This is a genomic window from Pseudoalteromonas sp. MMG033 (assembly GCF_057197785.1).
The window spans coordinates 419166-432222 of sequence record NZ_JBXVAL010000002.1; the positions used below are offsets into that span (position 1 = coordinate 419166).

The following is a 13057-nucleotide window of genomic DNA, read 5'->3' on the forward strand; positions in this document are numbered from 1 at the left end:
AAACTAAAAACCAGAAACAACTCAAAGAATATATTCGATTTCGAATTTAATTTATCAATTTTACCTTGTCAAGGTTAAAAATTAACAAAAAAAACACAACGAATCCAAAAAAATAAATAATATTGACATTCATTTTTTAAAGTGAGAATAATATTTATTAATTAATAATAATAAGGGGCATAAGTCGTGTTAGTTTCAAATAGCAAGCTAATTTCTTATAAAGAGATAAGCTTTGAAAACCTAAACGTTGATGAGAATATAAAATACTATCAACAAGTCAATGAGTGGGGCGGTAAGCGATTTAATGGAAAATCAAAGTCCTTGTTTTATCCATTTGGAGGAATAGACCTGCTATTTCCACTAAACCTATTCGTAAGTAGTGGAATAGAAGAGTTTATTATCTTCAGCCAAGAACAAGCCTATCCCTACGAGGATATAGATCAAGAAATATGCATAGAAAAGTTTGAAAAATTCATAGAGAGTTCGACTTTCATCAAAAGCGGTTGGGCAACCTCTTACAAAGAAAAAGAAGATGAATACACTTTAGAATGCTTAAAAGAAATGGGCATTGCCAATGTTCTTCTAATGATGCTGAAACTTTTCAAACTTCAAGTGACTGATATATCTACATATAAAGATTTTGAAAATAGCGTAAGCATTACCTTTAGACATGATGGAGTAGATAAAAAGCTTGTTTATTTATCAACAGATTTATCTAATGAGGGGCTAAATAACAATGACGTATATGAACTTATTTCAGAGCTTGCCACAGAAACAGTCTTTATAAAAGCAGCCCATTACAACCTGTATAAAGAGTCTTTTTCCACACTGCGAGACTTAATAATAGATAACTTCTCTCATTTAGTGCAAGACCAAACAGGAATTCATTTATTAGACCTTATTAATTCAAACCCTATTATTGAAGATAACATAAGGGTGTTTGGCAGCATTGATCAAATAGACAAACTCTATTATGAGGTTTTTGACAATAAAAGTTTTAGGTTAGATTCATTCCTGAGTAAGTTCCATTCATTTAACAAAGAGTGTGACATTCCTTTCAATGTAAGCTATGTAGGTTCAAACTGCCTAATTTCGGCTTCAAGGGCTTAATTAACTTAGAAACTTAAAAGAAAAAATAAAAGTCCTATTTTTTAAAATTAACAACAAAAATTAAAATAGAACTAAAAAACAAAAAGGCCAATTCATTAAGAAAAACAAAATAAATAAATTTTGTTTTTCTTTTAAAATAAAAACCTATCAAAATATAAATATCATTAATATTTACAATCGTCAGTTAATTTAAAATAAACCTATCAAAAACGACAAACGATATTGATAACAATTATCATTAACAACTTAATAGTTAAGAATTATCTAATATGCAAAGCTCAAAAAATAAAAACATTATAATAATGAATCATTGGGATAACGATTTTTCATGCTATGAAAATTACGTCAACCATAAACTGCACCATGTAAACTACATTTGTAATGCAAAAGGCCGACGCTCAATAGATGAAAGCTTAGCAAACATTATTATAGAACTAGATGAATATGAGAACCAAAAACAGGTTATAGAGGCGGCAAAAGAAATTGAATTACAAACAGGGCCTATTGATATAGTAATTGCACTTTCTGAATTTGACCTTGAAAATGCATCTGCTATTCGAGAACACTTAGGAGTTCAAGGATACAAACTTACTCAAACGCGTCGCTTTCGCGATAAAATGCATATGAAACACAGCATTTCTACAGCTGGAATTCCAGTTCCAAAATACCTTGATGCGACAGCAAATACAGCTGAATTATCCACCTATCTAGATAACATTGAGTTCCCTGTCATATTAAAACCGAGGAAAGGCGCTGGTAGTGAGGGCTGCTATAAACTCACCAGCAAGCAATCTCTGGCAGCCAAGTTAAATGAGCTTAATGTGTCTGACTTTGAGATAGAGGAATATATAGAGGGACAAATTCATCATATTGATGGCCTAGTTCAAGATGGAGAGTTGCTATTTTACAAATGCTTTAAATATATAAATACCTGTCTAGACTTTGCCAATGGGCAGCCGGTTGCTTCCGTATTGCATCAATCTCAAGCACTCACTGAAAGGCTTATACACTTTACAAATCATTGCCTCAAAACATTATCACTTGATAATGGCGCATTTCACCTAGAAGTCATCGAAAAAGACGAACAGCTATACTTTTTAGAAGTAGGTGCACGTATAGGAGGCGCTGAAATCCCATACTTTATGCAAGACCTATTTGACGTTGATATGGTTCAATCTTGGGTCGATATTTTCCTAGGTAAGCCTCTAATTATTGATAAAAAAAAGCTTGAAAATAACCTCTCTGGAGGGTTCCTTCTATTTCCAGAAAACATAGGAAAAACATTTTTGTCAGCAAAGTCCTTACTCGGTAAAGTTGAAAGTATGTATTTCGAGAAATACCCTGCGTCAGGAACGCTCTTTGATGGCTCTGGTGGCTATCAATTGCTGCCTGGGCGTTTTAGGTTTCGCTCAAACAGTGCAAATAAAGTTGAGGCTGATATCATGACGACGATAAACCAATTTGAGTGCAAATTACAAATCCCTTAGGTTATTGCTACACAAACAACCCCCCGTATTGTTAAACTCGGTAAGCTGATTTACCGAGTTTAAAACACATTTACAGTACGTCTTTACTACATAAATCCATGTTTGCTTTATCTTTAAGCTTTAAGCAATACATAGAGGTTTCGTTCACTTCAATACCATTAATCATAAAGGTTGAGAACCAGCCAAAAACTAACGCCAAAGCCACGATTGCATACTTTTTATATGGAGGTAATGTTGTCATGTTTAATACCTTACTACTATCTTGTCGGCCTTCTACTGTGGCCAAATAAATCTTGAAATTAGGTGCCAACTGCTTGTATCCAGCTAGGTAGGCACCTTGTAAAAATTAGCGATATACGCGAACGTTTCTGACTTCACCTTTGAACGGATAAGTGTTCTTTGGTGTAGAGCCAACGCTAAGTGGCACGTCATTTTGCTTTGGTATCACAATGCTCTTGCTACCCATTGACTGACCATCAATGCTCAGTGATAAAACGTTGCCCTCTAACTGCATTTCAAGTTTGTGCCATTGACCATCAGCAAAATTACCAGCATTGACGCCTTTGCCATTGATGCGCGCACTGATCACACCTTCTTTGTTTACTTGGATATAATACGCGTTTTGTGTACCGTAATTGCCTTTCGATAACATGAAACCCGTTTTAGTTGTGCTGAAATTATCGTATTTAAACTCAAGCTCGATCTTGCTGAATTGGTCGATGTCACCAAGCTCAATACGCTGATCAACGCCGTTAAATGTACCTTGGTATTCACCATACACTTTGCCGTCTTGCCCTTGACCAGACAGGTCACACACACTGCCTTTCAATGACCAAGCACCAATTAAATTGTCACCAGTCACTTTTTTTGCACAGCGGCGTTGCTGTAACTGTTGCGCGTATAAACTTTCGATATCAGTGTGACTTTGCACATGTGCCTGTGACTTATCAGCCAAACTTGTGTCGTATCTTTGCTGACTCTCAAAGCCATTAAATCCAGCGCCTTTTAAGCCAACAACATACGGCATGATCACACGGCCATACTTGCTGTCATGGCGCATAAACGCCCACTTATCAATTGACTCGTTTTGTGCTGTATTGGTGATGTTCCAAAATACTAGATGCTTAAGGTGATTAGGCTGTGCACCGACAGAGCCGCCCATAAAGCCATAATTCCAACCGCCAGTACTATTTTCAATTAAATTGCTGTAAGGCATATTGGCATGCAAGTTATGGAAGCGATCAGGCGAGTGCGTTGAGCCAGAAATTACGTTACCCGCAGCTTTATGAGAAAAGCCCGCCGCATGCCAGTGCTCAGCTTGATCATCAATGTTTTGTGCCAAAACATGGGTCGATGCATTAATGTCCAAGCTGATATGACCAGGATTACCCGTAAACGCTAAGTCTTTTAGGGTCATCGCAGCGCTGTTTACCACTGAAACGCCTTGGTTTAAGTCGATAAACTCCACGTTTTTAAGCCATGCATGCGCAACGCGAGAGAAACGAATAGCGCTCCACCCACCATCATGCACACCGCTTTTATGGTGTTTAAATGCTTCCTGCCAATTACCTTGAATCGTCAGGTTTTCAACACCGATATTTTGTACCAGACGTGCTTGTTTCAAGCCCCAGTAGCCATCGTTTTCAACATCATGATGAATAACCGCGGCGAATGTCACTTCATTACCTTCAATGGCAGTAATTTGATGAAATTCTTGTGAACGAACCCCTTTTTTGATCATGCCCCACTTACCATCTAACTTATAAGGTGATAATGCTTTGGCAATCGTCTCTGGGCGAGGGTCAAAACGAGACAGTTGCACCCACTGACCGACTTTAAGCAAAGATGTATCACGAACTTGCACTGAGCGTGTAGATTGCCTTGGGTGGCTAGAAGTAATATCAGTAATAAAACGCTCTTTGCTAGGAGAGGTTACCGACTCGCGCACACTTTTCACTTTAGGGTCGCGGTTAGCGTAGTTATAACCAATTTCAAATAGATAAGGACTTGTCCACATTTTATTTGGATAAATCAAATCTAAGTGTTGATCCATTTTTAAAATACTGAGTTGGCTCTCACCACGCAATATCATGTTGCCACGTGATATCTTAATAGTTGCGCTTTCACGGCTTTTACGACCTTCAACAGTATCGGACTTATCTATGTCTGCAACATCAGACAAAGTGTTCAAGTCATACGTACCGTTAGGGAAATAAATCACTGCGCCTTTACCCCCCTCATCGATGTGCTTTTCAGCTGCCGCAATGGCATCACGTACCGCCTGCTTGTCAGAACGGCCAGGAGCGATATCTGCGCCGTAGCCAGTTACATCAAAAATACGGTAGCCCAGTTCATTGACACTCGGGATCGCTTGGTTTGAGAACTGGTAACCCGCGTATGAAAAGTTAGAGATGATCTGATCATCTGCTATTTGCGTGCTTGGATCTCTCAGATCAGATTGTGTTGATCTAGACTCTAGGTAGCTATGCCAGAAATCGTTTGCATAGCCTTGCATTGGAAGCCAACCTGTCGCAGCGCATAGTGCTACTAGCATTGGTTTATTAGAAAATGTTTTCATATCTATCCTCAAATAACTACGTTCAGTAGTGGTATTGAGTAGATCTGGCAGTCACATCCCTCTTGAATATTCACAGTATCCCTAACTATGAAGCAACCCCGCTATCGTGTGCATTGCATGAATATACAGCGCATTTAGACCGGAAGCTTTGCGTCCTAGGCTTTCACCTAGTTTGCCAGTAACTACAGTTTGTGTAAATTTCAGGAGGAATGTATAGGAAGGTTCCAAATTGGTCAAACACAAATTAGAGCAAAAATCCTAATCCGTTGTACAAACAGGAATTATAAATTATTAAACTTATGTTACAGATAAATTATTCCCTTTTAAAGGTACCAATATCAGCGTATTAGGCACTGTTTTGTGCACAAAGCACGCGGACTTTTAGATCCATGAAAGCTCAAATGCAGATTATAGCAATGAAATCGTTAGCATAATTATTCACCAATATAAGTGTCTTTATAAGGCTGGGAACTTCACGGTTATGCAAGCACCTCCTAATTCAGCGCAAACACCCGCAAAGATTTCCCCTCGATAGCGCGCAATAATTTTGGCACTGAATGCTAAACCAATCCCAAATCCAGTACAGTGCTGGCGATTAAGCCTGACAAACGGTTTAAATACTTCAGCGGCTTTGCTCGCATCAATGCCGTCTCCATCATCACTGATTACAACCACATACTCATTTTTCTCTTGCGTTACCGTCACCACACAACGGCTATGTCCATACTTCAGCGCATTATCAATGATATTAGAGATAGCCATAGTAAAATAACGTTGATCAACATGAATTAGCGCTTGTTGCAGTGTGATATTCAGCTCAACGGTATCATCAAAAGAGAGGTCAACCAAATTAGGGAGTGCCGTGACCAGATCAAGCGGCTGAGGGATAGCCTCATCTAAAATATGCTGCAATCTAGCAAAATCCAACATATGTATCAGCAAGCCTTCCATGTCATCTAATTGCTGGTTTACGCGCGCTTCGTATTTGCTCCTAAGCGCTTCATCTTGTGTTTCGACAATGGTATCTAGGCCCATGCGAATTCGGGCCAATGGCGTCCTTAACTCATGGGATAACCCACCAGCAAGTAATTTAATATCATCCATAAGCAGGTTAATCTTATTTGCCATCTGATTAAATGACAGCTCAATATCTCGAATATACCAAAGCGTGCCCACCTTTAACCTAACATCTAAATGGCCATCCCCAAATTTGGCGGCGGTATCGCTTAAATGCATTAGCCGACGAACAAAAGGGGTTAAGAAAAGCACTAAAATGATGACGAGAAGAAAATAAAAAATAAGCGTTAAAGAAAGACGGTAATCATCTTGTTCAGCCAGCTTATCATACCGATAAACCAAAATATTCTGATCACTGGTCAACAGATGAACTTTCACGTGATCCTGCGTCTCGAGGTACACAGGCTCTTGTTTTTGAAGCTGCTGTTGCAATTGAATCGGTAAAGGGTACTCATCCATAGAGTGAAGACGCACGGATGTATTGCGATCACCTAGCGTTCTCTGCTGAAGTTGTTTATCGAAAACGAGGTGACTTTCTTGAGATGCCATCATCTCTAATAATGGCAATGCCAAAGCAAGCTGCTCTGATACATCGGATTGTGCAGACTCCTCTGAGGAATAAAGCGCATCAAATACCTGACCCAGGGCTATGCTTGCGATGATCAACACACTTACAAGTGCTATGACAAACCGCCACATTTAAATAGACTGCCTTCTAGATAAATCCATTACCAAGTATCCTTAGACAGCTGATAGCCCTTGCCCCACACAGTGGCTATTTTGTATGGCGCCTCTTTATCGCCAAGTTTTTTCCGTAACCGAGATACGCGCAAATCGATGGTGCGATCAAAGCCGTCGTACTCAAAACCTCTTAGCTCCTGCACTAAATCCTGACGAGTTACAACGCTCCCGGCGTGCTTAGCTAGCACCCATAAGACATCAAACTCATTGCTTGATACTTGAATATTTTTACCACCGAGTAGCACTTGTCGATTACCCACATCGACTTCAAGGGCACCGATCACTAACTTTTCATCATTAACTTCTTGAGTCACTGTGGCACGCCTCAGCAAAGTCCGCATTCGGGCTTCCAATAAACGGCCTCTCACCGGTTTTGTTAAATAGTCGTCAGCACCCATTTCTAAGCCTAAGATTTCGTCAATTTCTTCATCTCTGGCCGTCAACATTAAAATCGGCGTTTGCATTAACTGCCTCAGCGCTTTGCACACATCTAAACCGTCCATACTGGGTAACATGCCATCTAAAATAATGAGATCGGGTTTGGTCTTTTGGATCGCTTCAAAACCAACTAACCCATCATGATAAACATCAACATGGTACTGTTTTGCGCTTAAATAATCGGCTATCCACTGGGCCAACTCAATGTCATCTTCTACTAAAGCAACCTTGCACTGGCTCATCTACACATCCTTAAAACATTCTCCATCGTACCGCTTTGCTTTTTCTTTTTTTATAAATCCAAGCGTATTCTATTGTTTTGGTGAATATAATTTTTTCACTGTCGCTTTTTAGGCGAACGGCTAAATTATCCGTCATCATAATTTCGCTTTGCCATTTTCCATGTGCAACGTTTTGCCAGCAATGCAACTGCTGCTCGTTGGCAAATAAGCAATAGTTACCGACACTGTTCGTTTTCCAGCTCACAGAAACATCGACATAGCATTCCTGTCCCTGCTCCAATGCAACGCATTGCTCAGGCTTAATGGTAAACTGTGGCTCGTTAGAGGCTGCGCATGCTAGGACTGGCGTAAGGAAAAAAACAGCAATATATTTTTTCATTTCGCCTCCTAAAACACGTAGCTCATGGTAACGCTAATATGGCGACCAAGCCTGCTACGATTGGAGGTAGTGTTAAGCGCATCTAACGAATACGGACTATCGTCTATACTAGTGGCATAATCAGTCAGACCAATAGCGCCATCAACCACCCAGCGCTTGCCAACTGGCGTCGTAAAGCCCAACTTTAATTTAGTGTTCACCCCACCAGAGGCTTGATAAGGATCTACTCTTGCTGATTGGTAAGGCACACCATAGTAATAATTAAGCATAGCGCTGTTACGATATTGAAAGCCGACCGAACTATAAAAGTGCCAATTTTTATGTTGCCATGATTTCGCAATCCAAAAAGAGGCGTAAGCCCCTCCATCATATTCACTATTGTCCGCTTTAGGCGCAAGGATGGTTTGAATTTGATAGCTGCCTATGGCGCCAGTGACACGAAGCCCTACATACCCAGTCAAATCCCGCTCATCATATGCATTTGATACATATCCATAGTACGATATGTGCGCATGCGCAGCAGAAAAAATGACATCAAACTCCCACTCGCTGGAATTATAAAGGTTGTAGCCCATCGCCCATTGCGGCTCAAATTTACTGTCACTCCCAGGCACTTCAACAAAAAGTCCATTTTCAAAGTAATAATTACCGTTGATATTTAAAATTGGCCGGGTAGCAATATTTGTAAGTAATCCCCCGCCATAAGAAGCACCTAAACCCAGTGACAGAAATCCGCCTGCTTCGCGCTTATTTGAAAACCCTTCCCAAAAGCTGGCCTCTTCTTCTGCGTAAGCGGCTGGAAAATGAAAAATTGAAGCAGCCAAACATATAGGCATCCACTTTCTTTTAGAGTACATAGAAGTTTCTTATCTTTATTATTAGCTAACTAATATATTGAATTTATAGAAAAATAGCGTGTGGAATTATAACAAACTGTATCAATTTGTATCTAACAACAAATCATCAAAATAAGATGGGTAATTGGAAAGGGGGTTTACAAAAGTGCTCTGGCAAAAGTAACTCAGAGCACTTAACAGAATAAATATTAATGTGCCTGTTTTTTCAGTCTGCGATAATAATGTAACAAGGGTTCCGTATAGCCGTTAGGCTGTTGCTTTCCTTCAAGTACAAGCGAAATGGCAGCTTGATATGCTAGGCTATTTGAGTTTGGATGACCATCTGTACACATGGGGACGTAATTGGGATCATGGCTATTTTGACTGTCGACCACACTCGCCATTTTCACAAATGTCGCCAGCACCTGATCTTGAGTACATATTTTGTGTTCCAACCAATTGGCAATGTGTTGGCTGGAAATTCTTAATGTGGCTCTATCTTCCATTAATCCAACATGAAATATATCAGGTACTTTTGAACACCCTATTCCTTGATCAATCCAGCGCACCACATACCCCAATATACCTTGAATATTATTGTCCAGCTCTGCTTGTATATCAGAGGGAGATAAAGGGATATTGTCTTGCAGTAAAGGAGGCGTGAGTAACGCATCTAAACAATGACCTTGATGATTGAGCAAGGTGTTTTGCAATGCCTGAACATCTATTCCATGGTAATGAATTGAATGAAGTGTTGCAGCTGTCGGGGAGGGTACCCAAGCAGTGCTTGCGCCAGCTTCTAATTGCGCCCCTTTTGCATTCATCATGTTTGCCATTTCGTCAGGCTTGGGCCACATACCTTTACCAATTTGAGCGCGACCTTTAAATCCGCAGGCTAATCCGACTTCGACATTCTGTCGCTCATATGCAGAGATCCAAGGTTGGGCTTTGATATCTTCCTTAGGCTTCACAGCACCTGCAAGCATTGAAGTATGAATTTCATCACCTGTTCGATCTAAAAATCCGGTATTGATAAATACAACACGCGCCTTAGCAGCCTCAATACACGCTTTTAAATTCACCGATGTACGACGCTCCTCATCCATGATCCCCATTTTTATGGTATTTTCAGGTAATCCAAGCATGTTCTCTACCTGATCAAATAATTCAGCAGTAAAAGCAACTTCCTCCGGCCCATGCATTTTAGGCTTCACTATATTAATACTGGCTGTTTTACTGTTTTTATAAGGACTATTTCCCTGTAAATCATGAAGCGCTGCGGTCGAGGTTATAACCGCATCCAAAATACCTTCGTACACTTCATTGCCTTGCGCATCAAAAACCGCAGGCGTTGTCATTAAATGTCCAACATTTCGAACAAACATCATGGCTCGTCCGCTCAAAGTCAATAACGACCCGTCAATGGCATGATAGTCTCTATCCTCGCTTAAACTTCGAGTTATTTGCTCGCCATTTTTTTTAAAGTGCAATGCAAGGTTACCCTTATTCAAACCTAACCAGTTTCGGTATACCAAAACTTTATCTTCTGCATCAACCGCTGCCACAGAGTCTTCACAATCCATAATCGTAGTCAGCGCAGACTCCAAAATAACGTCTTTGATCCCCGCTTTATCCACTTTCCCGATCGGATCATCATGATCAATACAGATCTCTATGTGCAACCCATGATGTTTCACTAAAATCACAGCTGGATTTTGCAACTGCCCCTGAAAACCTATCAATTGAGATGGGCTTGCAAGCTGCACTTGGCGACTATCATTTAAAGTGACGATTAATGCTCCATTAACGATGCCATAATGGGTACTTTCTATGTGAGAGCCTGCGCTCAGAGGCAGTACTTTATCGAGTAACTGCCTTGCATAGGCCATTACTTTAAAGCCGCGCACAGGGTTATATTTACTGCCCTTTTCAGCACCATCCTCTTCGCTAATTAAATCAGTCCCATAAAGCGCATCATACAAAGATCCCCACCTTGCATTGGCGGCATTTAATGCAAAACGCGCGTTGTTCACAGGTACCACGAGTTGCGGTGCTGCAACGTGGGCAATTTCCGGCTCAGATACTTCGGTCGTTATTTGAAAGTCTTGAGGCTGAGGTAAAAGGTAGCCTATCGATTCTAAAAATGTCCGATACTTTTTAGCATCCCAAACTGGGTTTTGAACATGGTAATTATCTATCTGGGCTTGCAGCTTATCGCGCTTGTCGAGCAAAGCATGGTTTTTTGGTGAGAGCTTGGTCACAATACTTGCTAAACCTTGCCAAAACGCATCAGAGTTTATTGATAAACCATCAAGTAGCTCCTGCTCCACAAAGTCATAAAAGTTAGCATCAATGGTCAGCCCAGCCTGTTTCACAGTTGCATTCATAGCTATGTTCCTAGTGCAATTTTTTTGAACGGGTTATTCAAAAATAAAGCAATTTGTCCAAAAACAAACCCCTTGAGCCATTCATAATAAATATACTGACAATAACAACTATAAATTTAAAAAATTTTAAAAGCCGTTCTAGTGTTTAATTAAGCCGCAGCAACTCTCACACAAACGCTTTGGCACAACCAATTTAATTTAGTGTACAACTCGTTCGAAGGATATTTATCATGAGCAATTATCAGTCTCAAATTGACCGTTTTTCTACCCTATGTACAACCAAAGATCATCACTGGCAATCTATTAACCCTGAATATGCCAGCAGAATGCACTTACAAAATCGCTTCAAAACTGGGCTAGATATTGCCAAGTACACCGCCAAAATCATGCGTGAAGATATGGCTCGCTATGACGCAGACCCAAAACAATATACGCAATCTCTTGGCTGCTGGCATGGCTTTACTGCACAACAGATGATGATGGCAATTAAAAGGCACCAAAAAACAACAAAGGGGGCTTATGTCTATCTTAGTGGCTGGATGGTCGCCGCACTGCGCTCTGAATTTGGCCCGTTACCTGACCAAAGCATGCACGAAAAAACCGCGGTGCCTAAATTAATTGAAGAGATTTATACATTTTTAAAGCAAGCTGATGCGAGAGAACTCGACCATTTGTACAAGGCGCTCGATGACGCAAAAGCCAAAGGTCAAGATACGAGTCAATTACAGTCTCAGATAGATAACTTTGAAACGCATATTGTGCCAATTATTGCTGATATCGATGCCGGATTTGGGAATGAAGAAGCGACCTACTTATTGGCGAAGCAGATGATAGAAGCGGGCGCTTGTGCTATCCAAATTGAAAACCAAGTCTCAGATGCCAAACAATGTGGCCACCAAGCTGGTAAAGTGACCGTGCCACACGAAGACTTTTTGTCAAAAATCAATGCTGTGCGATATGCATTTTTGGAGCTCGGTGTTGAAGATGGCATTATTGTCGCCAGAACAGATTCACTGGGTGCAAGCTTAACGCAAAAAATCCCTGTTTCTAAAGAAACGGGTGACATCGCAAGTCAATATACTGCATTTTTGGATACACAAGTCATTCATGACGTAGACCAATTACAAGACGGGGATATGGCAATAAAATTAAATGGGCAACTACAAAAACCAGTGCGTCTAGACAATGGCCTATACCAGTTTAAAGAAGGTACTGAAAAAGACAGAGTTGTACTTGATTGTGTCACTAGTTTGCAAGCGGGCGCTGATCTACTTTGGATTGAAACTGAAAAACCCAACGTTGAGCAAATTGCTGAGCTCGTGAATCGTATTAGAGAGCAAGTACCTAATGCCAAGTTAGTGTATAACAACTCTCCGTCATTTAACTGGACATTGAAATTCCGTGAACAAGCTTACGAGACACTCAAGGCACAAGGCAAAGATTTGTCATCTTACCCAGATCCATCACTTGATCCGAAAGCACTCATGGCACCAGAACTTGATTCAACTGAGCTGGCAAAAATAGCCGATGAAAAAGTAAAAAGCTTCCAGCTAGATGGCGCGATTCATGCTGGTATATTCCATCATTTAATTACTTTACCAACCTACCATACTGTGGCACTAAGCACTGATATTCTCGCCGAGGGGTATTTTGGTGACTTAGGTATGCTGGCATATGTCAGAGATGTTCAAAGACAGGAGATACGCCGAGAGCAAGCTTCAGTCAAACACCAAGACTTGGCGGGTTCCAATATTGGCGATACGCACAAAGAGTACTTTAGCGGAGACAATGCACTTAAAGCGGGTGGTGAAGCCAATACGATGAATCAATTTTAGATAGTTT

The 13057-nt window shown here is 40.5% G+C and carries 10 protein-coding genes and 1 riboswitch; of the genes, 3 read left to right on the forward strand and 7 right to left on the reverse strand.

The annotated features are described in order from the left end of the window. Positions 1 to 186 precede the first annotated feature (186 nt). Both AC2CZC_RS23210 and AC2CZC_RS23215 read left to right on the forward strand, forming a co-directional pair. Complete coding sequence (locus AC2CZC_RS23210; protein WP_484585632.1) at positions 187 to 1110, forward strand: hypothetical protein; 924 nt, start codon at positions 187 to 189, stop codon at positions 1108 to 1110. 302 nt (positions 1111 to 1412) lie between these two features. Further along, on the forward strand, positions 1413 to 2597 hold the full coding sequence (locus AC2CZC_RS23215; RefSeq protein ID WP_484585633.1) for an ATP-grasp domain-containing protein: 1185 nt from the start codon (positions 1413 to 1415) through the stop codon (positions 2595 to 2597). A gap of 70 nt (positions 2598 to 2667) precedes the next feature. Here the strand turns inward: AC2CZC_RS23215 and AC2CZC_RS23220 are convergent, their stop codons facing one another. From AC2CZC_RS23220 to AC2CZC_RS23250, 7 genes are all read right to left on the reverse strand, one after another. Further along, complete coding sequence (locus tag AC2CZC_RS23220; protein WP_211036592.1) at positions 2668 to 2838, reverse strand: hypothetical protein; 171 nt, start codon at positions 2836 to 2838, stop codon at positions 2668 to 2670. Positions 2839 to 2943: 105 nt separating this feature from the next. Beyond that, positions 2944 to 5175, reverse strand: a complete 2232-nt coding sequence (locus AC2CZC_RS23225; protein ID WP_484585634.1) for a DUF4955 domain-containing protein — start codon at positions 5173 to 5175, stop codon at positions 2944 to 2946. An 88-nt stretch (positions 5176 to 5263) separates the two neighbouring features. Then, positions 5264 to 5362: riboswitch (cyclic di-GMP riboswitch) on the reverse strand. A 269-nt stretch (positions 5363 to 5631) separates the two neighbouring features. Beyond that, a complete protein-coding gene (locus AC2CZC_RS23230; RefSeq protein ID WP_484585635.1) occupies positions 5632 to 6891 on the reverse strand; it encodes an ATP-binding protein in 1260 nt (419 codons plus the stop codon). Between the two features lie 29 nt (positions 6892 to 6920). Then, complete coding sequence (locus AC2CZC_RS23235; protein WP_484585636.1) at positions 6921 to 7613, reverse strand: response regulator; 693 nt, start codon at positions 7611 to 7613, stop codon at positions 6921 to 6923. 10 nt (positions 7614 to 7623) lie between these two features. Next, complete coding sequence (locus AC2CZC_RS23240; protein ID WP_484585637.1) at positions 7624 to 7992, reverse strand: DUF3019 domain-containing protein; 369 nt, start codon at positions 7990 to 7992, stop codon at positions 7624 to 7626. Between the two features lie 8 nt (positions 7993 to 8000). Next, positions 8001 to 8849, reverse strand: a complete 849-nt coding sequence (locus AC2CZC_RS23245; protein WP_484585638.1) for a MipA/OmpV family protein — start codon at positions 8847 to 8849, stop codon at positions 8001 to 8003. A gap of 188 nt (positions 8850 to 9037) precedes the next feature. Continuing rightward, on the reverse strand, positions 9038 to 11215 hold the full coding sequence (locus AC2CZC_RS23250) for a malate synthase G (protein ID WP_484585639.1): 2178 nt from the start codon (positions 11213 to 11215) through the stop codon (positions 9038 to 9040). A gap of 230 nt (positions 11216 to 11445) precedes the next feature. Between AC2CZC_RS23250 and AC2CZC_RS23255 the strand changes: the two genes are divergently transcribed. Continuing rightward, entirely contained in the window at positions 11446 to 13050 is a 1605-nt protein-coding gene (locus tag AC2CZC_RS23255; RefSeq protein ID WP_484585640.1) for an isocitrate lyase, read from the forward strand. The last annotated feature ends 7 nt before the right edge of the window (positions 13051 to 13057 follow it).

What these genes read in the sequence shown, in the direction of transcription:
- AC2CZC_RS23250 (WP_484585639.1), bottom strand. Translation starts at nt 11,215, where the DNA reads ATGAATGCAACTGTGAAACAGGCTGGGCTGACCATTGATGCTAACTTT.
- AC2CZC_RS23245 (WP_484585638.1), bottom strand. Translation starts at nt 8,849, where the DNA reads ATGTACTCTAAAAGAAAGTGGATGCCTATATGTTTGGCTGCTTCAATT.
- AC2CZC_RS23240 (WP_484585637.1), bottom strand. Translation starts at nt 7,992, where the DNA reads ATGAAAAAATATATTGCTGTTTTTTTCCTTACGCCAGTCCTAGCATGC.
- AC2CZC_RS23215 (WP_484585633.1), top strand. Translation starts at nt 1,413, where the DNA reads ATGAATCATTGGGATAACGATTTTTCATGCTATGAAAATTACGTCAAC.
- AC2CZC_RS23230 (WP_484585635.1), bottom strand. Translation starts at nt 6,891, where the DNA reads ATGTGGCGGTTTGTCATAGCACTTGTAAGTGTGTTGATCATCGCAAGC.
- AC2CZC_RS23225 (WP_484585634.1), bottom strand. Translation starts at nt 5,175, where the DNA reads ATGAAAACATTTTCTAATAAACCAATGCTAGTAGCACTATGCGCTGCG.
- AC2CZC_RS23255 (WP_484585640.1), top strand. Translation starts at nt 11,446, where the DNA reads ATGAGCAATTATCAGTCTCAAATTGACCGTTTTTCTACCCTATGTACA.
- AC2CZC_RS23235 (WP_484585636.1), bottom strand. Translation starts at nt 7,613, where the DNA reads ATGAGCCAGTGCAAGGTTGCTTTAGTAGAAGATGACATTGAGTTGGCC.
- AC2CZC_RS23220 (WP_211036592.1), bottom strand. Translation starts at nt 2,838, where the DNA reads ATGACAACATTACCTCCATATAAAAAGTATGCAATCGTGGCTTTGGCG.